General features: G+C 73.8%; 18 protein-coding genes. 11 read left to right on the forward strand and 7 right to left on the reverse strand.

Annotated elements, in window-relative coordinates; translation table 11 throughout:
• Positions 1-16: 16 nt before the first annotated feature.
• Both AB0J72_RS50470 and AB0J72_RS50475 read right to left on the reverse strand, forming a co-directional pair.
• On the reverse strand, positions 17-973 hold the full coding sequence (locus tag AB0J72_RS50470; protein ID WP_363413560.1) for a TIGR03885 family FMN-dependent LLM class oxidoreductase: 957 nt from the start codon (positions 971-973) through the stop codon (positions 17-19).
• A 41-nt stretch (positions 974-1,014) separates the two neighbouring features.
• A complete protein-coding gene (locus tag AB0J72_RS50475; protein WP_363413563.1) occupies positions 1,015-2,049 on the reverse strand; it encodes an aldo/keto reductase in 1,035 nt (344 codons plus the stop codon).
• An 86-nt stretch (positions 2,050-2,135) separates the two neighbouring features.
• On the opposite strand from AB0J72_RS50475, the gene AB0J72_RS50480 reads away from it, so the two are divergent.
• Positions 2,136-2,759, forward strand: coding sequence for a TetR/AcrR family transcriptional regulator C-terminal ligand-binding domain-containing protein (locus tag AB0J72_RS50480; protein ID WP_363413566.1), 624 nt, complete (start codon positions 2,136-2,138; stop codon positions 2,757-2,759).
• Positions 2,760-3,426: 667 nt separating this feature from the next.
• On the opposite strand, the gene AB0J72_RS50485 is transcribed toward AB0J72_RS50480, so the two are convergent.
• Together AB0J72_RS50485 and AB0J72_RS50490 are read right to left on the reverse strand one after the other, a co-directional pair.
• Positions 3,427-4,686, reverse strand: coding sequence for an alpha/beta hydrolase (locus AB0J72_RS50485; RefSeq protein WP_363413569.1), 1,260 nt, complete (start codon positions 4,684-4,686; stop codon positions 3,427-3,429).
• 101 nt (positions 4,687-4,787) lie between these two features.
• Positions 4,788-5,453 (reverse strand): NAD(P)H-binding protein, encoded by a 666-nt coding sequence (locus tag AB0J72_RS50490; RefSeq protein WP_363413572.1) that lies wholly within the window; start codon positions 5,451-5,453, stop codon positions 4,788-4,790.
• A gap of 48 nt (positions 5,454-5,501) precedes the next feature.
• On the opposite strand from AB0J72_RS50490, the gene AB0J72_RS50495 reads away from it, so the two are divergent.
• Positions 5,502-5,855 carry a helix-turn-helix domain-containing protein gene (locus AB0J72_RS50495; protein ID WP_344514372.1) on the forward strand — a complete coding sequence of 118 codons (354 nt, stop codon included), beginning with the start codon at positions 5,502-5,504 and terminating at the stop codon, positions 5,853-5,855.
• An 8-nt stretch (positions 5,856-5,863) separates the two neighbouring features.
• On the opposite strand, the gene AB0J72_RS50500 is transcribed toward AB0J72_RS50495, so the two are convergent.
• Together AB0J72_RS50500 and AB0J72_RS50505 are read right to left on the reverse strand one after the other, a co-directional pair.
• Positions 5,864-6,757 (reverse strand): hypothetical protein, encoded by an 894-nt coding sequence (locus AB0J72_RS50500; RefSeq protein WP_363413575.1) that lies wholly within the window; start codon positions 6,755-6,757, stop codon positions 5,864-5,866.
• A 57-nt stretch (positions 6,758-6,814) separates the two neighbouring features.
• Entirely contained in the window at positions 6,815-7,897 is a 1,083-nt protein-coding gene (locus AB0J72_RS50505; protein ID WP_363413578.1) for a LacI family DNA-binding transcriptional regulator, read from the reverse strand.
• 76 nt (positions 7,898-7,973) lie between these two features.
• On the opposite strand from AB0J72_RS50505, the gene AB0J72_RS50510 reads away from it, so the two are divergent.
• The 8 genes from AB0J72_RS50510 to AB0J72_RS50545 are packed head-to-tail and all read left to right on the forward strand — an operon-like array spanning position 7,974 to position 17,829.
• Positions 7,974-8,873, forward strand: coding sequence for a sugar ABC transporter permease (locus AB0J72_RS50510; RefSeq protein ID WP_363413581.1), 900 nt, complete (start codon positions 7,974-7,976; stop codon positions 8,871-8,873).
• Positions 8,870-9,715 carry a carbohydrate ABC transporter permease gene (locus AB0J72_RS50515; protein WP_363413584.1) on the forward strand — a complete coding sequence of 282 codons (846 nt, stop codon included), beginning with the start codon at positions 8,870-8,872 and terminating at the stop codon, positions 9,713-9,715. The genes AB0J72_RS50510 and AB0J72_RS50515 overlap by 4 nt, the downstream gene beginning before the upstream one ends.
• Positions 9,716-9,745: 30 nt before the next feature.
• Positions 9,746-11,080 carry an extracellular solute-binding protein gene (locus AB0J72_RS50520; RefSeq protein WP_363413587.1) on the forward strand — a complete coding sequence of 445 codons (1,335 nt, stop codon included), beginning with the start codon at positions 9,746-9,748 and terminating at the stop codon, positions 11,078-11,080.
• 10 nt (positions 11,081-11,090) lie between these two features.
• Positions 11,091-13,079 carry a beta-galactosidase gene (locus AB0J72_RS50525; protein WP_363413589.1) on the forward strand — a complete coding sequence of 663 codons (1,989 nt, stop codon included), beginning with the start codon at positions 11,091-11,093 and terminating at the stop codon, positions 13,077-13,079.
• A 10-nt stretch (positions 13,080-13,089) separates the two neighbouring features.
• Positions 13,090-13,473 carry a DeoR family transcriptional regulator gene (locus AB0J72_RS50530; RefSeq protein ID WP_363413592.1) on the forward strand — a complete coding sequence of 128 codons (384 nt, stop codon included), beginning with the start codon at positions 13,090-13,092 and terminating at the stop codon, positions 13,471-13,473.
• Positions 13,470-14,216 (forward strand): TIM barrel protein, encoded by a 747-nt coding sequence (locus tag AB0J72_RS50535; protein ID WP_363413595.1) that lies wholly within the window; start codon positions 13,470-13,472, stop codon positions 14,214-14,216. Before AB0J72_RS50530 ends, AB0J72_RS50535 begins: the two co-directional genes overlap by 4 nt.
• Positions 14,213-15,988: a heparinase II/III family protein gene (locus AB0J72_RS50540; protein ID WP_363413598.1), complete on the forward strand. Its 1,776-nt coding sequence runs from the start codon at positions 14,213-14,215 to the stop codon at positions 15,986-15,988. The genes AB0J72_RS50535 and AB0J72_RS50540 overlap by 4 nt, the downstream gene beginning before the upstream one ends.
• Positions 15,988-17,829 carry a DUF2264 domain-containing protein gene (locus tag AB0J72_RS50545; protein ID WP_363413600.1) on the forward strand — a complete coding sequence of 614 codons (1,842 nt, stop codon included), beginning with the start codon at positions 15,988-15,990 and terminating at the stop codon, positions 17,827-17,829. Before AB0J72_RS50540 ends, AB0J72_RS50545 begins: the two co-directional genes overlap by 1 nt.
• Here the strand turns inward: AB0J72_RS50545 and AB0J72_RS50550 are convergent.
• Complete coding sequence (locus AB0J72_RS50550) at positions 17,792-18,871, reverse strand: substrate-binding domain-containing protein (RefSeq protein WP_363413603.1); 1,080 nt, start codon at positions 18,869-18,871, stop codon at positions 17,792-17,794. The genes AB0J72_RS50545 and AB0J72_RS50550 overlap by 38 nt on opposite strands.
• A 123-nt stretch (positions 18,872-18,994) precedes the next feature.
• On the opposite strand from AB0J72_RS50550, the gene AB0J72_RS50555 reads away from it, so the two are divergent.
• A complete protein-coding gene (locus tag AB0J72_RS50555; protein ID WP_363413606.1) occupies positions 18,995-20,014 on the forward strand; it encodes a hydroxyacid dehydrogenase in 1,020 nt (339 codons plus the stop codon).
• Positions 20,015-20,040 lie beyond the last annotated feature (26 nt).

A 20,040-nucleotide genomic window follows, 5' to 3' on the forward strand; every position in this document is an offset into this window, starting at 1 on the left:
CCGACCTTCGGACTTTCTACCGCAGTTGTGGCAGGACCTTCGCACCGAACGCGTCGATGAACTCGTCCTGCCGCTGCCCGACGTGGTGCAGGTAGATCTGGTCGAAGCCGAGCTCGGCGTACCCGTGCAGGATCTCGGCGTGCCGGCCCAGGTCGGCGCCGACGTGCACGGTGCCGGCGACCTGCTCCGGGGTCACGTGCTCGGACACCACGTCGAAGTGCCCGGCGGTCTCCAGGTCCCAGCAGACGGGCGGCGCGAAAACGTTGCTGCGCCACTGCTCGTGCGCGACGGCGAGGGCCTCCTCGTCCGTCGGCGCCCAGCTCAGGTGCACCTGGAGGCAGAGGTCACCGCGCCCGCCCGCGGCCCGGTACGCGTCGATCATGCGGCGCAGGTGCTCGACCGGCTGGTTCACGGTGATCAGGCCGTCGGCCCACGCCCCGGCCCAGCCGGCGGTCTCCACGCTGACGGCCGCGCCGACCAGCCTGACCGGCTCGTCGGGGCGCGTCCACAGCCGCGCCCGGTCCACGGTGACGAGCCCGTCGTGGCTGACCTCCTCGCCGGCGAGCAGCGCCCGGATCACGTCGACGCACTCCCGCAGCCGCGCGGCGCGGACGTCCTTGCGCGGCCAGCCGTCGCCGGTGATGTGCTCGTTGCTGGCCTCGCCGGTGCCGAGCGCCGCCCAGAACCTTCCCGGGTACATCGCCGCGAGCGTCCCGATCGCCTGCGCGATGATCGCCGGGTGGTACCGCTGGCCGGGCGCGTTGACGATCCCGAACGGCAGCGACGTCGCCTGCAGCGCCGCGCCGAGCCACGACCACGCGAACGCCGACTGCCCCTGCCGGGCGCTCCACGGCGAGAAGTGGTCGGAGCACATGGCCGCCCCGAAGCCGGCGGCCTCGGCCTTCTGGACCGCCGCCAGCAGCTCGGAGGGGTGGACCTGCTCGTGCGAGTTGTGCAACCCGAAGACCGTCATGCCGGCCCTCTTACCCACCCGGGCCCGGTCCCCATGCACGGTCAGACGGGTGCGGGGTTGAGCCGGGCGAAGGCCTCCTGGCGCTGGTACGGAAAGTGCGGGTACGGCGCGGTGCGGGCGCTCGCGGCGTCGAGGCGGGCCACCTGCTCCGGCGTGAGCGACCAGCCCACGGCGCCCAGGTTCTGCCGCAGCTGAGTCTCGTCGCGGGCGCCGACGACGACGGTGGCGACGGTCGGGCGGTGCAACAGCCAGTTGATGGCGATCTGCGGCACCGCCTTGCCGGTCTCGGCGGCGACCTCGTCGAGGGCGTCGACCACGGTGTAGAGGTGCTCGTCGTCGACGGGCGGGCCGAAGGCGGCGGTCTCGTGCAGGCGGCTGCCGGCCGGTGGCGGGGTGCCGCGCCGGATCCGGCCGGTGAGGCGGCCCCAGCCGAGCGGGCTCCACACGACGGCGCCGAGGCCCTGGTCGAGGGCGAGCGGGAGCAGGTCCCACTCGTAGTCCCGGCCGACCAGCGAGTAGTAGACCTGGTGGGCGACGTAGCGCGGGTGGCCGTGCCGGTCGGCGGCCGCCAGGGACTTCATGATCTGCCAGCCGGCGAAGTTGGACACGCCGAGGTAGCGGACCTTGCCCGCGCGGACCAGGCCGTCCAGCGTCGACAGCACCTCCTCGACCGGCGTGCCGGCGTCGAACGCGTGCAGCTGGAACAGGTCGATGTGGTCGGTGCCGAGGCGGCGCAGCGCCGCGTCGCAGGCACGGATCAGCCGGGACCGCGACGAGCCGGCGTCGCCGGGACCGTCGCCGGTCGGCAGGCTGGTCTTCGTCGACAGCAGGACCCGGTCGCGGCGGCCCTTCACGGCCTGCCCGAGCACCTCCTCCGAAGCGCCACCGGAATAGACGTCGGCGGTGTCGAACATCGTGACGCCGGCGTCGAGGCAGATGTCGACGAGCCGGCGGGCCTCGCGGGCGTCGGTGCTGCCCCACGCGCCGAAGAGTGGCCCGCTGCCGCCGAACGTCCCGGCCCCGAAGCTCAGCGCGGGCACCTGCAGCCCTGACGCACCCAGCCTGCGGTACTCCATGACGGTACTCCTAACGGGTCTGTGGTTCCGTTAATGCTTCCGCTACGCTAGCACCGGGGTTGGCTAAACGGAACTGGAGCACCGTTATGACGAGCAACACGCGGCCCGGCGGGCGCACCGCGAGGGTGCGGGCCGCGGTGCTGGGGGCCGCCGGCGACGCCCTCGCCGAGCGCGGCCTGGCCGGCCTCGACCTGGCCGACGTGGCCCGTCGGGCGGAGGTGGGCAAGACGACCGTGTACCGCCGCTGGGGCACCGTCACCGGGCTCGTCGCCGACCTGCTGCTGGACATGGCGGAGCAGTCGCTGCCCCGCTCGGACACCGGCACGCTCGAGGGCGACCTGCGCGCCAACGCCAGGCTGGTCCAGCGCACGCTGGCCGACCCGCGGCAGGGTCCGCTCTTCAAGGCCGTCATCGCCGCGGCCACCTCGGACCCGCGGACCGCCGCGGCGCTGCACGGCTTCTACGACACTCGGATCCGCGAGTGGGCGCCGTGCGTGGACCTCGCGGTGCGGCGCGGCGAGGTCCCCCCGGGCACCGACGCGCACGAGGTGATCCGTGCGGTGTCGGCGCCGCTGTACTACCGGCTGCTGGCCAGCGGCGACCCGCTCGACGAGGCCGCCGCCGACCGGGCCGCCGGGGCGGCTGCCGCGGCCGCCCGCGTCGGCGTCTTCGTCCGCACCGCGCAGGTGCACGGTGTCGCGGGAGGCTAGGGCCCGTTTCATGAAGGGGGTCGAGGCGAGGCGAGGTTCAGGCGTCGATCTGGGGCCGCGACGGGCGCGCCCGGACACCGGTCTTGTATCCGGGTGTGACCGGCGTGGTTCCAGCGCCCGGGCTGAGCCGGTCCGGCGCAGCCCGCCGGCCCGGCCTGGGCGAGGCTCTGGGCCCGTCGCGGCCCGGCCATCCCTTATGGAACAGGTCCTAGGCGGCGGAGGCGAGGCGCTCGGCGATCCACCGGGGCGAACAGGGCCGACGGCGGGTCGACCAGGGCGGTCACCCGGATGAACGCCGCGGCCAGGTCGGGGTCGTGGACGGCGGCCAGTTTGCAGGCGCCGCAGCGGCTCCGACGGCTGCGGCGAGTCGGCGCCGGCCGCGAGGGTCCACGGTGCGTCCAGCGGCCGGGCCTGCATCGCGAAGAACGTCCGCGGCTCGGCCTCCGTGCGCAGGGCGGTGGCGCGCACGGCGGCGACGGACATGCCCTGGCCGTAGACCCGGGTTGAACGCGCAGGCCGCGTCGCCGAGGAGGAGCAGCTCCTCCACGACCCGCGGCCCCTGCGGCAGCAGCCCGTGCACGTGACGGCCCTGCGGGACGCCCCGCCGGTGCGGCCGCCCGGTCTGCGTCCAAAGACGCACGCGCGTGGACGGCTCACCGGCAGCTGCTCAGAGGTTCACGGTGCTGCGGTGGCCGGTGGACGGCCAGGCCGGGATCGGCAGGACGGTGACGGTGCCGGTGCCGCGTTCGACGATGGTGACGACGGTGTGGCCGCGGGCCGGGATGTAGACGTCCATGCCGGTGATGAACGTCTGCGCGTAGAACTCCGGCAGCGGCGCCGACAGGTCGGTGACGCCGTCGCTGCCCTTGTCGAACGCGAAGATGCCGATGACCCGCTTCACCCGCGGGCTGTTGGCCTCGTTGAGCACGTCCAGGCCGTTGATGCGCAGGCGGTCGCTGCCCGCCCACCACTCCTTGTTGCGGTTGACGACGATCGCCGCGTGCCGGTCGCCCGCCTCGACCAGCGCGCCGAGCCCTTCGCCGGGCGTGCTGGTGAGCAGGCGGACGAGCCGGTCGGTGCGCTGGAACGGCGTGAAGTAGAAGTGGTGCGTCGCGGCGCCCTCCCGCAGCACCGCGAACTCGTACCGGCTGCCGCCGTCCGCCTCGATCGGCCCGAACGCGCCGTCGCCCGACAGCGCGGCGGTGGCGACGAGCCGGGTGCGGTTGCCGAGCCGGTCGAGGGCGTAGACCCGCAGGTTGCCCGCCGGCACGCCGGCGTTGACCGGGAACAGCACGGCCCGGCCGGACAGCGTGATCCGCCGCTGCGGCACCACCCGGGTGGTCCACGGCTCGCGGCCGGTGAGGAAGCGGTACACGTGACCGAAGCTCTCCACCGACGTGACGGTCTGCGTGTGGGACTGCTCCGGCAGCGACACGTTGGTCGCGCCGGCGATGGTGCGGGCCGGGTCGCCCTCGCCCCAGATGGCCAGGGTCGGCACGCCGCCGGGCGGGGCGGTGGCGGTGCGCCCGTCGAGGTTGACGTAGTGCGCGACGCGGGCGGCGCGGGCGGGGCCGCTGTTGAGGTACCCCTGCACGACGAACGTGCCAAGCGAGTGCGCGACCAGGTCGACGCGGTCGGCGCCCGAGGCGCGCAGCAGCCGCTCGATGCGCTCGTCGAGGCCGGCCCAGACCTGGTCGAGCGTGTTGCCCGCGAACGTGGAGTCGTATTCGTGCGCCTCGACCAGTGCCGCCGGGTAGCCGTTGCTCGCGAAGCGCTTGGCCTGCAGCTGGTACTGCTGCGCCGACCCGGCCGAGCCGTGCACGAAGACGACCGGCCGGTGGCGGTGCCCGGTGTGCGCCGCGGCCGGGCTCGCCGCGGCGGCGACCAGCACCGCGACGACGAGAAGCGCGAAAGTCCGGCGGATCATGCTGGCGTCCCCTCGACGAGATAGGCAAGCATAATTGTGCACTGCTTGTGCAGTATCTATCCCGGAGCGGTGCGTGTCTACGGCCGGGGCACGCCTTCAGTTCAGTGGAAGACCGACACCCGGCGGCGGTGCAGGGTCGGCGTCTCGACCTCGTCGAGCACGGCGACGGCCAGGTCCGCGTAGGACAGCCCCGACGCGGGCAGGTGCTCGCCGCCGATCCGGTACCGGCCGAGCCGCGGTCCCGCCGGGTCCAGCCCGGCTGGCGGGGTGAGCATCAGCCAGTCGATGCCGGCGCCGGCCGTGCGCAGGCGATCCAGGCCCGCGGCGTGCGACAGCGCGAACGGTCGCAGGTGCGCGGGGAACGCCGCCGGGTCGTCGTGGACCGGCCGCCCGCCGGCACCCAGCAGGTTCGCGAACAGGCCGATGACCACGAGCCGCCGCACCCCGGCCCGCGGCAGCCCGTCGAGGAGGGCGTCGGCGGCGTCGGCGAAGAACCCGGCGTCGAGCGGGCCGAGCGCGGCGAGCGCCTCCGGGCCCGACGCCGGGGTGACCACGCTGACCGCGGCCGAGTGCCCGCGCGCGATCGACGCCGTCGCCGGCCCGTCGCGCACGTCGCCCCGCACCACGTGCACGCCTTCTGCCGCGATGTCCGGGTGCCTGGACGGGTCGCGGACCACCGCGGTGACCTGATGACCGCGGGCGCGCGCCTCGGCGGTGACCGCCCGCCCGGCCCTGCCGCCCGCTCCGAAGATGACGATGCCGCTCATGGGCCGGACGGTAACCGCGCCGGCCCCGGTTACTGCAAACATACCGGGATGGACCTGGACCCGCGGATGTTCGACCCGGTGTGCCCGTCCGGCGCGCTGCCGTTCCAGATCGGCGACAAGTGGACGGCCATGGTGGTGCTGTGCCTGGAACACGGCCCGCGCCGCTTCACCGAGCTGCGGGTCCCGCTGCGCGCCGTGACGCCGAAGGTGCTCACCGAGACGCTGCGGGCGATGGAGCGCGACGGGCTCGTGGTGCGCACCGCGTACGCGGAAAATCCACCGCGCGTTGAATATGCGCTGACCGATCTCGGCCGCACGCTGCTGACGCTCATCGAGGCGGTGCGGGCCTGGAGCGCCGAGCACCTTCCCGCGCTGCTGGCCGCCCGCGCTGCCAACTCCTGACGCCCCAGCTACTCCTGTGGCGGTTGCGGCGTCTGTACGGCTGGCGCCGCCGGCTCGACCGGTGCGGGCTGCTCCTGCGATGCGGGCCGCTCCTGTGCCGCCGGCTGCTCCTGAGGCGGTTGCGGCGGCTGTACGACCTGCGCCGACGACCCGGCCGGTGCGGCGTGCGCGACCGGCACGGCCGGTGCGGCGTACGCGAGCTGTGCGGCGGGTGCGACGTGCGCGGACGGGTCCGGGCAGATGAAGTACGGGCCGGGGTAGGCCGGCCACGCGGGCGGCACCGGCACGGCGGCCCGCGGCACGAAGTAGCGGTGCGCCGGCGGCAGCGCGATCAGCAGGACGACCGCCACGCTGAGCGTCACGACGACGAACAGGCCGAGGGCGCCGCCCAGGAACGCGAGGTCGGAGAAGTCCTCGACCCGGTCCCAGAGGATCGACTGGAACTGCGACGACTCCGGCGAGTCCCACGACGCCCCGTCGTCGACGACCACGTCGGAGTCCCAGTCGGCGGTGGCGAGCAGCGGCAGCATCAGGATCCCGCCGCACATCTGCAGCGTGATCAGCAGCAACTGGCCGCCGGCGGCGACGAAGACGAAGATCCGGGCGACGTTGCTGCCGCGCAGCACCGGCAGCGCCGTGATCCCGAGCCACAGCGCCAGGACCAGGGCGGGCACCCCCACGAACAGCGCGGAGAACAGGTTTCCGGAGCGTTCGGTGTCGACCTCCCGCGGGTCCACGCCCGGCACCATCCCGGCCGCCCGCGAGATCTCCGCGTCGTAGTGCACCGCGTACGCGACGACCATCCCCACCACGGTCAGCAACACCACCGCGGCGGCCAGCTGCAACCAGAACGCCACGGTCACCTGCGCCGGCCGCGCCGGCCGCTGGACATCGACAGTCACAGCAAGCGACCCTACGGGCGAGACGCCCCCGCGGCCTACAGCCGTTCGGTCAGCCCGTCAACGGCCGATGTCCGGCGGCGGGGCGGTGCTGGCGCGGGGGATGAGGCGGGTGGGGACGAGGTCGGTGCCGGGGTCGGCGGGCTCGTTGCGGAGCTGGCGGAGCAGGGCCTGGACGCAGCGGCGGCCGACCTCGGCGAAGTCCTGGTGCACGGTGGTCAGCGGCGGCAGGTAGGACGAGGCGTCGGCGATGTCGTCGAAGCCGACGACGCTGACGTGCCCGGGGACCGGGCGGCCGCGCTCGTGCAGGGCGCGCAGGACGCCGAGGGCCATCTGGTCGTTGGCGGCGAAGACGGCGGTGCAGTCGGGGCGGGCGGCGAGCCGCAGGCCGGCCCGGTAGCCGGACTCGGCGGACCAGTCGCCGCGCTCGACCGGCGGCACGGGGCGGCCGGCCGCCTCCAGCTCGGCGCGCCAGGCCTTCGCGCGGCGGTCGCTGGCGAAGGACTCGGCCGGGCCGGCGACGTGCCAGACGGTGCGGTGGCCCAGATCGAGGAGGTGCCGGACGGCCTGGCGGGCGCCGTCGGCCTGGTCGGTGTCCACGACCGGGTAGCGGTCGCCGGCGTCGGAGTCGACGACGACCACGTGGACGCCGGGCGGGAGGGAGACGGTGCTGGCGTCGAGCAGGTGGATCTCGAGGATGACGATGACGCCGTCGACGGCGAGCTCGCCCATGCGCGTGAACGCGCCCAGCACGTTGTCCTGGGTCGGCATGTCGACGGGGATCAGCGTGATGGCGTAGCCCTCGGCGGCGGCGTGGGTGGCGATCGCCTCCACGGTGCGGCTGTTGCCGGTAGAGGAGAGCCCGAACAGGATGACGCCGATGGTGTTGAACTGCCCGTAGCGCAGCGAGCGGGCCGCGCTGTTGGGCCGGTAGCCGAGCTCCCGCATCGCGGCGAGGACCTGCTCGCGGGTCGCCTCGATGACGCCCGGGTGGCCGTTGGAGACGCGCGAGACGGTCTGCGACGACACGCCGGCGAGGGCGGCGACGTCGGCCATCGAGACGCGCTGCTTGCGGCGGCCGCCGGGCACGTCCGAGCCGCCGCGCTGCACCCCTGCGGCCGGGCGGATCGCGTCGACGTCCATCGCTTGCTCCTTGACGGTCCTGGTGAGGGGTGCCACTATACCGGCACCCACGTTTACGTAAACATCGTCCACCGCGGTGCTCGATGTTTACGTAAACACCAAGGTAGAGGAGGTCATCGTGGCGCGGGTCGGCTGGCTGTTCACGGCCCCGTTCCTGGCGGTCTTCGCGCTCGTGTTCCTCGCCCCGATCGGCTACGGCGTCTACCTGAGCCTGTACGACACCAAGCTGATCGGCGGCACCACGTTCGCCGGCGCCGCCAACTACGCCAAGGCGCTCAGCGACCCGCAGTTCTGGTCCTCGTTCGGCCGGGTGGCGCTGTTCCTCGCCGTCCAGGTGCCGGTCATGCTGTTCCTGGCGCTGCTGCTCGCGCTGGCCATCGACAGCGGCCGGCTGCACGGCGCCGCGTTCTTCCGGATCTCGGTGTTCCTGCCCTACGCGGTGCCGGCGGTCGTCGCCGCGCTCATGTGGGGCTTCATGTACGGCGACCGCTTCGGCCTGGTCGGCAACCTCGAACGGGCCCTGCACGTCACCCTGCCCGACCTGCTCTCGCCCGACGTCGTCCTCGCGTCCATCGGCAACATCGTGACCTGGGAGTTCGTCGGCTACAACATGCTGATCCTGTACTCGGCGCTGCGGGTGGTGAACCCGTCGCTGTACGAGGCGGCGGAGATCGACGGCGCCGGGCAGATCCGGATCGTGCGGGTGATCAAACTGCCCGCGCTGCGCGGGCCGCTGCTCATCGCGACCATCTTCTCGATCATCGGCAGCTTCCAGCTGTTCAACGAGCCGAGCATCCTCAAGACCCTGGCGCCCAACTCGATCAGCACGTTCTACACGCCCAACCTGTACGCCTACTCGCTGTCGTTCTCCGGGCAGCAGTACAACTACTCCGCCACGATCGCCGTCGTCATGGGCGTCATCACGATGGTCGTCGCCTACCTGGTGCAGCTGCGCGGCCTGCGGAGGGCGTCGTGAGGCGCCGCCGCAGCGTCACGCTGACCGCCGTCAGCTCCCTGATGCTCGTCTACAGCCTGCTCCCGCTGGTGTGGCTGCTCATCAACGCGACGAAGACGCAGGAGGGGCTGCTCAGCTCGTTCGGCCTGTGGTTCGCCGACGACTTCGCCTTCTTCGGCAACGTCGCCGACACGTTCACCTACGACGGCGGCATCTTCACCCGCTGGCTGCTCAACACCCTGCTCTACGTGGTCGCCGGCGCGGGCGGCGCCACCCTGCTCGCGGCCCTGGCCGGCTACGGGCTGGCGAAGTTCGACTTCCCCGGGCGCAAGGCCGTGTTCGCGGTCGTCATCGGCGCCGTCGCGGTGCCGGGCACCGCCCTCGCCGTGCCGACGTTCCTGATGTTCTCCAAGCTCGGCCTCACCGACACCCCGTGGGCGATCATCGTGCCGTCGCTGGTCTCCCCGTTCGGCCTGTACCTGATGTGGAACTTCGCCGGCGACTCGGTGCCCGACGAGCTGCTCGAGTCGGCCCGCGTCGACGGCGCGGGGGAGCTGCGCACGTTCTTCTCCATCGGGTGCCCGCTCATGGCGCCCGGCGCCGTCACCGTCCTGCTGTTCAACGTCGTCGCGACCTGGAACAACTACTTCCTGCCGCTGATCATGCTGAAAGACCCTGACTGGTATCCGCTCACCCTCGGGCTCAAGTCCTGGAACCAGCAGGCGACGACCGCCGGCGGCGAGGCCGTCTTCAACCTCGTCATCACCGGCTCGCTGCTCACCATCGTGCCGCTCATCGCCGCGTTCCTGCTGCTGCAACGGTTCTGGCAGTCGGGCCTCAACGCCGGAGGCGTCAAGGAATGACACCCCACCCCAATGAGAAGGGAATCCGCCATGCCGGCATCCCGCCGCACACTCCTGCTCGGCGCAGCGGCGCTGACCGCGTCGCTGCTCACCTCCGGCTGTACCGGCGACGACACCGCTGAACAAGCCCAAGGCAACGTGTCCGACGCCGACCTCACGGCCGCCCTCGACAAGGGCGGCGAGCTCACCGTCTGGGCCTGGGAGCCGACGCTGAAGAAGGTCGTCGCCGACTTCCAGACGAAGTACCCGAAGGTGAAGGTTAACCTGGTCAACGCGGGCACCGGCAACGACCAGTACACGGCGCTGCAGAACGCCATCAAGGCCGGCTCCGGCGTCCCGGACGTCGCGCAGGTCGAGTACTACGCGCTGCCGCAGTTCGCCCTCGCGAAGTCGCTGACCGACCTCAACCCCTACGGTTTCGGCGCGCTGCAGAGCACGTTCACGCCCGGCCCGTGGAGCTCCGTGCACGCCGGGGCCGCCGCGTACGGGCTGCCGATGGACTCCGGCCCGATGGCGCTGTTCTACAACAAGGAGGTCTTCGACAAGCACGGCGTCGCGGTCCCCGCCACCTGGGACGAGTACGTCGCCGCCGCCCAGAAACTGCACACCGCCGATCCGAGCGTGTACATCACCAGCGACACCGGCGACGCCGGCTTCACCACCAGCATGATCTGGCAGGCCGGCGGCAGACCGTACACAGTGGACGGCACGAAGGTCGGCGTGAACTTCGCCGACGCGGGCACGCAGAAGTTCACCGCCATGTGGCAGAAGCTCATCGACGGCAAGCTGCTGTCGCCGGTGAACGGCTGGAGCGACGCCTGGTACAAGGGCCTCGGCGACGGCACCATCGCCTCGCTCGTCATCGGCGCGTGGATGCCCGCGAACCTGGAGTCGGGGGTGAAGGCCGCCGCCGGCAAGTGGCGGGTCGCGCCGATGCCGCAGTGGGAGGCCGGCGGGAAGGCCACGGCGGAGAACGGCGGCAGCTCCCTCGCGCTGCCCGCCGCCGGCGGCAACAAGACCCTCGCCTACGCGTTCAGCAGGTACGCCACGGTCGGCGACGGCGCGCAGTCCCGGGCCGACAACGGCGCCTTCCCCGCCACCACCGCGCAGCTGGACGCGGCGGCGTTCAAGAACAAGGAGTTCGCGTACTTCGGCGGGCAGAAGGTCAACGAGGTCCTCGCCCAGGCCGCCGGCCAGGTCGTGCCCGGCTGGACCTACCTGCCGTTCCAGGTCTACGCCAACAGCGTCTTCAACGACACCGCCGGCAAGGCGTACCTCGGCGGCGGCACCCTGCAGAACGGCCTCAAGGCGTGGCAGGACTCGTCGGTGAAGTACGGCAAGGAACAGGGCTTCACCATCCAGTAAGGGAGTTGCCGTGCACAACGACTGGCTGCGCTGGCCGACGGATCCCACGCGGGCCCGCCTCGGGTTCGGGGCCGACTACAACCCCGAGCAGTGGCCCCGGCACGTGTGGGACGAGGACATGCGCGCGATGCGCACCGCCGGGGTGAACATCGTGTCCCTCGCCATCTTCTCCTGGGCCAGGATCCAGCCGGCCGAGGACAGGTGGGACTTCGCCTGGCTCGACGAGGCCATGGACCTGTTGCACAGCAACGGCATCGCGGTCGATCTGGCCACGGCGACGGCGTCGCCGCCGCCGTGGCTGACCACCCTGCACCCGCAGATCCTGCCGGTGGACCGCGAGGGGCGCACCGTCTGGCCCGGGGCGCGGCAGCACTGGCGGCCCACGTCACCGGTCTTCCGGGAGCACGCCCTGCGGCTGACCCGCGCCCTCGCCACCCGTTACGGCGGGCACCCCGGGCTCGCCGCGTGGCACGTCAGCAACGAGCTCGGCTGCCACAACGTCTACGACTACTCCGACGACGCGGCGGCGGCGTTCCGGCGATGGCTGCGCGACCGGTACACCACCCTGGAGGCGCTGAACGAGGCCTGGGCGACCACGTTCTGGTCGCAGGGCTACAGCGACTGGGAGCAGATCATCCCGCCGCGGATCGTGACGTCGCACCCGAACCCCGCGCAGCAGCTGGACTTCAAGCGTTTCTCCTCCGACGCGCTCAAGGAGCACCTGCGGGCCGAGCGGGCGGTGCTGCGCGAGCTGACCCCCGGGGTGCCGGTCACCACCAACTTCCTGCTCATGGGCGAGACCAAGGGCATGAACTACGCCGACTGGGCGGCGGAGGTCGACTTCGTCGCCAACGACCACTACACGCTGCCCGGCCCGCAGTCCCGCGACGAGCTGTCGTTCTCCGCGAACCTCACCGGCAACCTGGCCGGCGGGCGGGCGTGGTACCTCATGGAACACTCGACCAGCGCGGTGAACTGGCAGCCGGTCAACGTCGCGAAGGCCCCCGGTGAGCTGGCCCGCGACTCCCTCACGCACGTCGCGCACGGCGCCGACGCCGTCTGCTTCTTCCAGTGGCGGCAGTCGGCGGCGGGCGCCGAGAAGTACCACTCGGCGATGGTGCCGCACGCCGGCGAGGACAGCGCCGTCTTCCGGGCCGTCGTCGACCTCGGCACTCGGCTGCGGGCGCTCGACGGGGTCGCCGGCAGCCGCCGCACCCCGGCCCGCGCCGCCGTCGTCTTCGACTGGGAGTCGTGGTGGGCGGCGGAGCTCGACTCGCACCCCACCGACCGGCTCCGCTACCGGCAGGAGGCGCTCGACTGGTACACGGCGCTGCTGGACCTCGGCATCCGCGCCGACGTCGTGCCGACCGGCGCGCCGCTGGAACGCTACGACCTGCTGGTCGCGCCGATCCTGCACGTCGTCCCCGCCGGGCTCGCCGCGCGCCTGCGCCGGTACGTCGCCGGCGGCGGGCACCTCGTCACCACCTACTTCTCCGGCATCGTCGACGAGCACGACCGGGTGTGGCTCGGCGGCTACCCGGGCGCGCTGCGGGACCTGCTCGGCATCCGCATCGAGGAGTTCGCGCCGCTGCTCGACGAGCAGCGCGTCGAGCTCGACAACGGCACGACCGGCACGCTGTGGACCGACCGGATCGACGTGACCGACCCGGCGACGGAGGTGCTCGCCTGGTACAAGACCGGGGACCAGGCGGGCCGGGCGGCGGTCACCCGGCGGCAGGCCGGCGCCGGCTCCGCCGCCTATGTGTCCACCCGCCTCGGCCCGGCGGGCCTGGCCACGGTCCTCGCCGACCTGGCCGGGCGGGCCGGCGTCACCAGCGAGCTGCCGGAGCCGCTGCGCGGGCGCGTGGAGCTCGCGGTCCGGGGCGGGCACTGGTTCCTCATCAACCGGACCGGCGCGCCCGTCGACATCAGCGCCGTCACCGGGATGCCCTCGACCCTGGAGCCGCACGGGGTCCACGTAGTACTGAGGTCTCGCTGAGGAGGGGCACATGAGCACGGAGGTGCTCGCCGCGGTGCGGCACCGGCGGATCCTGGCGCTGCTCGCGGCGCGGGAGTTCGTCACCGTCACCGAGGTCCGGGCGGCGACCGGCGCGTCGGCCGCCACCGCGAACCGGGACCTGTCGGTGCTCGCCGCCGCGGGTGCGCTGACCCGCATCCGCGGCGGCGCGACCAGGGCGGCCCCGCCGCCGGCCGGGCCGTCGGGTCAGGAACGCGTCCTGGTGGCCTGCCTGGTGCAGGCCCGGCGGGCCGCCGAGCGGCACGACCTGGCCGCGGTCGAGGGCGCGCTGCATCAGGCGCTCACCACCTGCCGGCAGCTGCGGGATCGCCATGTGAGCGATAACATTCGACCGCCACGGAAGGAGGCTTCATGACGTTACGAACCGGCATGTGCTCGGTCACATTGCGGCACCTGTCGGCGGGCCGGGTGCTCGACGTGGCGGCGGCCGCCGGGCTGGCGTGCGTCGAGTGGGGCGCCGACCGGCACGTCCCGCCCGGCGACCCGCGGGCCGCCGCGGCGCTGCGGCAGCGCGGGCTCGACCTGGGCGTGGCGGTCGCCGCATACGGCTCCTACTTCCGGGCCGGCGTCGACGACGTCGCGGATTTCGCCCCTGTACTGGCGGCGGCGGTCGCTCTCGGCGCGCCTCGGGTGCGGATCTGGGCCGGCGCGGCGGGGTCATCAGAGGTCTCCGCCGGCGAGCGCCGGGCGGTGGTCGCGGGCGCCCGGGCCGCCGTCGGGCGCGCCGCCGGCGCCGGGATCCTGGTCGCGTTCGAGTTCCACGGGGGCACGCTCACCGACACCGTCGCCTCGACGCTCGCCCTGCTCGACGAGGTCCCCGGCGCCGCCACGTACTGGCAGCCGCCGGTCGGCGCCCCGGATGCCGAGGCGCTCGCCGGGCTCGCGGCGGTGCTGGACCGTCTCGCGGCCGTGCACGTCTTCTCGTGGTGGCCGCGCACCGAACGGCTCCCGCTGACCGCCCGGGAGGCGCTGTGGCGTGAGACTTTCACGCTGCTGCGCGGTCGCGACCTCGACGCGCTGCTCGAGTTCGTCCCCGGCGACGACCCGGCCGCGGTCGCCACCGAGGCCGCGACCCTGCGCGATCTGGCCGGCGCATGAGCCTCCGCGAGCGGTGGGCCGCGCTGCCGGCCGGGGTCCGCGCCGACGCCGTGAGCCTCGCCCGGGAGCGGGTGCCCGTGCCGCCGATCGACGTGCGGGACGCGTGGGCGGGGCTGCCCGCGCCGCCGGTCGACCGCGCCGCGCCGTGGCCGCAGCCGCTGCTGTCGCAGTACGGGCGGTACTGGCGGGACGGCAACCGCACCGGCTACGAGGGCCCGGCCGCCGCGCTGCGCGACCGTGCCGCGACGGCCGTCCTCGCCGCCGCGGTCACCGGCGACGCCCGCGACCTGGACGTCGCCGCGGACGGGCTGCAGCTGCTGTGCGAGCAGAGCACCTGGTGCTGGGCCGCGCACGAGACCTTCGCCGCGGCGCGCGGGCACGTGGTGCCGGACCCCGACCGCCCGTACCTCGACCTCGGCGCCGCCGAGACCGCCGGCCTGCTCGCGTGGGCCGACCTGGCCCTCGCGCCCGCACTCGACCGGCGCGTGCCCGGACTACGGGAACGGATCAGGTGGGAGGTGCGGCGGCGGGTCCTGCGGCCGTTCGGCGAGGAGCGGGAGTGGCACTGGCTCGGCCTCGACGGCCGCCAGCACAACTGGAACCCGTGGATCCACGGGCATGTGCTCGCCGCCACGCTGTTCCTGGACCCCGACCCGGCGGCGGTGGACCTGGTCGTGGACGGCCTCGACCGGTACCTGGCCGCCCAGCCCGCGGACGGCGGCTGCGACGAGGGGTACGGGTACTGGTGGAACGGGCCGGCCCGGCTCGCCGAGGCGCTGCAGCTGCTCGACTGGGCCACCGGCGGCCGCCTCGACCCGTGGACGATCGCTCCGCTGGCGGAGATGTCGCGGTACCCGCAGCGCACCGACCTCGGCGGCGGATGGGCGGTCAGCGTCGGCGACGGCCCCGCCCGCCCCGATCCGGCGCAGCCGTGGCACGTGCTGCACCGCTGGGGCGCCGCCTGCGGCGCGGCCGACGTGGTCGCCTACGCGGTCGCACGCAAGGGCCGGCCGGGCGGCGCGGGGCTCGGCCGGGCGCTGGTCGAGCTGCACGACCCCGCCTGGCGGGCGGCCGTCCCCGCGCCCGCGCCGCTGCCGGAGCGGTCCTGGCTGCCGGACGTGCAGCTGCTCGTCTGCCGCGCGCCCGGGATCGCGCTCGCCGTCAAGGGCGGCCACAACGACGAGAACCACAACCACAACGACGCCGGCTCCTACCTCGTCGCCGTCGGCGGTGTCCCGGCCGTCATCGACCTCGGGCAGCCGACGTACACCGCGATCTCCTTCACGCAGCGCCGCTACGAGCAGTGGGTGACCCGCAGCGAGTGGCACAACCTCCCGGTGATCGGCGGCGCCGGCCAGGAGCCCGGCCGCGCGTTCCGGGCCACGGACGTCCGCGCCGACGGCGACGCGCTACACCTGGACCTGAGCCGCGCCTACCCGCCGGAGGCCGGCTGCCGGTTGTGGCGGCGCACGGCGCGCCTCGACCGGGCGCGCGGCGCCGTCGTCGTGTCGGACACGTGGGACCCCGCGGTGCCGGCCGTGCTGCACCACGTCCTGTCCGGCGAGCCCGTGACGCACCGCGCGGGCGAGCTCGTCATGCGGTTCCGCTCGCCCGTACGCCTGTCGTGGGACCCCGCCCTCGGCGCCGGCCACCTGGAGCGGCGCCCGGTCGACGACCCGCTCCTGCGCGGCGTGTGGGGCGACGCCGTCCACCGCCTCGTCATCGCCGCCACCGCCACCTTCGAACTGACCGTCACCAGTGGAGACCCCTGATGGACGCTGCCGAGCGCTCCCCGTACACCGGCTACACCCGCGAACACTGGACGGCCGCCGCCGACCGCCTGCTCGCCGCGGTGCGCCCGTACGCGTCGCCCGACCACGCACGCATCGACCTGCCCGGCCGCACCAGCAGGTACGGGCGGGACAGCGACGCGCTCGAAGGGTTCGCCCGCACCTTCCTGCTCGCCGCGATCCGGCTGCGCGGCGAGGGCGGCGCCGACCCGCACGGGCTCGCCGGCTGGTACGCCGACGGGCTGCGCGCCGGCCCGGACGTGTGGCCGCGGCCCGACCGGCTCGACCAGGCGAAGGTCGAGGCCGCCTCGATCGCGCTCGGGCTGCACCTGAGCCGGCCCTGGATCTGGGACCGCCTCGACGACGCCGGCCGGGAGCGGATCGCCGGCTGGCTCGGCACCGTCGTCGGCCAGGCGTACCCGCCGATCAACTGGGTCTGGTTCCAGCTCACCGTCGAGGCGTTCCTCCGCGGGGCCGGCGGCGACTGGTCCGAAGCGGACATCCACAGTGGACTGGCGGTGCACGAGTCGCTGTACCGCGGCGACGGCTGGTACGCCGACGGCCCCGAACGCTCCTACGACCACTACAACGGGTGGGCGCTGCACACGTTCCCGCTGCTGTGGGCGGACCTCGCCGGCGACCTGTGCCCGGAGCGCCTGCGGCAGGCGTGGCGCGACCGGTTGCGGCGGTTCCTCGGCGACGCCGTGCACCTCGTCGGCGCCGACGGCTCCCCGCTGCTGCAGGGCCGCAGCCTCATCTACCGGTTCGGTGCCGCGGCGCCGTTCTGGATGGGCGCCGTCACCGGCGCGACGCCGCTGTCCCCGGGCGCCACCCGTCGGGCGTGCAGCGGCATCCTCCGCCACTTCCACCAGCACGGCGTGCCCGGCCGGCGCGGGCTGCTGACGCTCGGCTGGCACCGGGAGTGGCCGGCGATGGCGCAGTCCTACTCGGGGCCCGGCTCGCCGTACTGGGCAGTGAAAGGCATGCTCGGCCTGCTGCTGCCGGCGGAGCATCCCGTGTGGACGGACGTCGAGGAGCCGCTGCCGGTCGAGCGGTCCGACTTCACCCGGGCGATCGGCCCGCCGGGCTGGCTGGCCGCGGGCACCCGCGCCGACGGTGTGGTCCGCGTCGCCAACCACGGCACCGACCACGCCCTGGAGGGCGACGGCGGCACCGACGCGCCGCTGTACGCGCGGCTCGGCTACTCCACGGCGACGTTCCCGGCCGGCGACGACAACGCGATCGCGGTGGTCCGCGACGGCGAGCCCAGCCACCGCAGCGGGTTCCGGACCGTGGAGTGCACCACGGACGGCGCGGTCAGCGTCGCCCGGCTGCACTGGGTCGGCACGCCCGACACGGCGGCACCCGACCACGGCTCCGGCCGCACCGGCACCGTCACGTGGGGTCCGCACATGACGATGGCGTCGCTGATCCGCGGCGCCGTCGAGGTGCGGGTCGCCCGGATCGACGATGAGGTCGACGACGAGGATCTGGCCCCCGGCACGGTGCTCGAGTTCAGCGGCTGGCCCATCACCCGCGGGCTCACGTCGCTGCTCGTGCCGCTGCACGGGTTCGAGGGCGCGGCGCTGTCGGAGCGCACTGTCGCGTCACCGCTCGGCGACGAGGTGCGGGTGCCGGTGCTGCGGGCCGCCGAGCCCCCGCGCGCGGGGCGGGTCTACGCGGTCGCGGTGAGGCTCAGCCGGGCCCCGTCCGGCGGGCTGCCGACCGTGACCGCCGCCGCGGGGACGGTCACGGTCCACTGGCCGGACGGCTCCACGGGGACGGTCACCCTCCCTGCCGTGGCACGGAGGAGTCCCGGATGACCAGCTCCGGGGTGACGAGGACACGCTGCACCGGCCGGCGCGGCTCCGTCAGCCGGGCCACCATCAGCTCGACCGCGACCCGGCCGACGTGCCCCTTCGGCGGCCGCACCGCCGTCATCGCCGGCTCGGTCAGGTGGGCCACCTCATCGTCGTAGGACACCAGCGCGAGGTCGTCGGGAATGGACACACCCAGCTCGATGCAGAACTGCGCGATCGAGATCGCGTCGGGGTCGCCGTGCACGATCAGCGCCGTCGTGCCCGACTCCCGGCAGCGGCGCATGATCCCGGCGATGATGTCGCGGTGGCCCGGCACGTCCAGGCCCACCGACTCCCGCACCACCAGGTCGTCGGGGATGCCGAGGTCCGCGCAGGCGAGGCCCCAGCCGACGGCGAGGTGCGCCGACGTCGGTGACCCCCGCGACAGCACGAGGCCGATCCGGCGGTGGCCGTGCTGATGCAGGTGCCGCACCGCCATCTCCAGGCCGAGCGAGTGGTCGCTGCGGACCCACTCCAGCTGCCGGCGCGTCGGCGTCCAGCGCGGCGCCTGCCGCTCGACGAGGATCGTCGGCACCGGCAGCCCGCTGATCCAGTCGACCATCTCCGCCACCCCGCCGCCGTCCAGGCTCGGGGCGAGCAGCAGGCCCTGCACCTGCTGGGCGTCGACGAGCCGGCCGATCTGGCGGCGGTCCTCCTCCGGGTCGTAGCTGGAGCCGCGCAGCTGGATGTGCACCCCCAGGGCGGCCGCGGCGGCGCGGGCGCCGGTGACGATCGGCGGCCAGTAGTAGTCCAGCGACGGCACCACCATGCCGACCGTGAACCGGGTCTTCGGCGGCCGCGGGCGGCGTGGCGAGGGCAGCAGCTGGGTCGGCAGGGTGGCGCCGCCGTGGACCTTCGTCAGCAGGTTGCGCTCGGCGAGCGCGGCTATGTCGCGGCGCACGGTCAGCTCGCTGACGCCGAGCACCGGCGCGAGGTCCTTGACCCGCACCGCGCCGAGCCGGCGCAGCTCGTCCATGAGCCGCTCCTGGCGCTGCACGTTGAACATCCGCGCTCCTGGTTGTTCGACTCTGTTCGTTTCGGATCAAACGAGATCGCGCTCTTCCGGACATGTTCGAACGCGGCTATCCCTGTTCCTACACGAATTTCAACGGAAACAACAGGAGCCGCGTTGCCGAAGCCGAAGGCGTTGGTGGTGATGAATCCGGAGTCGTTCCGGGCCCACTTCGACGACGCACGCACCGCCCGCCTGGCCGCGCTCGCCGACCTCGGCGCCGACGGTGGCCCGGTGTGCCTGCACGAGCTCGACTCGCCGGCCGCCCGCCACCGCCTCCGCGGCGCCGACGTGCTGCTGACGTCGTGGGGCGCCCCGGCACTCACCGCGGAGCGGCTGCGGGACGCGCCGGCGCTGCGGGCGGTGTTCCACGGCGCGGGCAGCGTCCGGCCCCTCGTCACGAGCGAGGTGTGGCGGCGCGGCATCCGCATGACGAGCGCCGCGGACGCCAACGCGATCCCGGTCGCCGAATACACCCTCGCCGCGATCATCTTCGCCGGCAAGAAGGTGCCGTTCATCGCCGCCGACCCCGAGGCGGCCTACCGGGGCTGGAGCCACCTCGGCGGCTACGGCAACCTGTCCAACTACCGGCGCACCGTCGGCGTCGTCGGCTTCTCCCGGATCGGGCGGCGGGTCGTCGGCCTGCTCGACCAGCTCGACGCCACGGTGTGCCTCGTCGCCGACCCGCACGCCGACCCGGCCGAGGTCGCCGCGGCCGGCGGCGTCCTGGTCGACCTGCCGGAGCTGCTGGCCCGCAGCGAGACTCTGACGCTGCACGCGCCGGCGCTGCCCAGCACCCACCACATGATCGGCGCGGCCGAGCTCGCGCTCCTGCCCGACCACGCCACGGTCGTCAACACCGCGCGGGGCAGCCTCATCGACTCCGCGGCCCTCGCCGCCGAGTGCCGGTCGGGGCGGCTCTTCGCGATCCTCGACGTCACCGAGCCCGAGCCGCTGCCGCCCGGCGACCCGCTCCGTTCGACGCCGAACGTCCTGATCACCCCGCACCTGGCCGGCTCGCTCGGCACCGAGATCCTCCGCCTGACCGACCACACCCTCGACGAGCTCGCCCGCTGGATCGCGGGCGAGCCGCTGCGCGCCGAGATCACCCCGCAGGCGTTCGCCCTCAACGCCTGACCACACCCCCCATCAAGGAGACCGCC

The sequence above is a fragment of the Dactylosporangium sp. NPDC049742 genome (assembly GCF_040674675.1).
In the GTDB taxonomy this organism is placed as follows: Bacteria; Actinomycetota; Actinomycetes; order Mycobacteriales; family Micromonosporaceae; genus Dactylosporangium; species Dactylosporangium maewongense.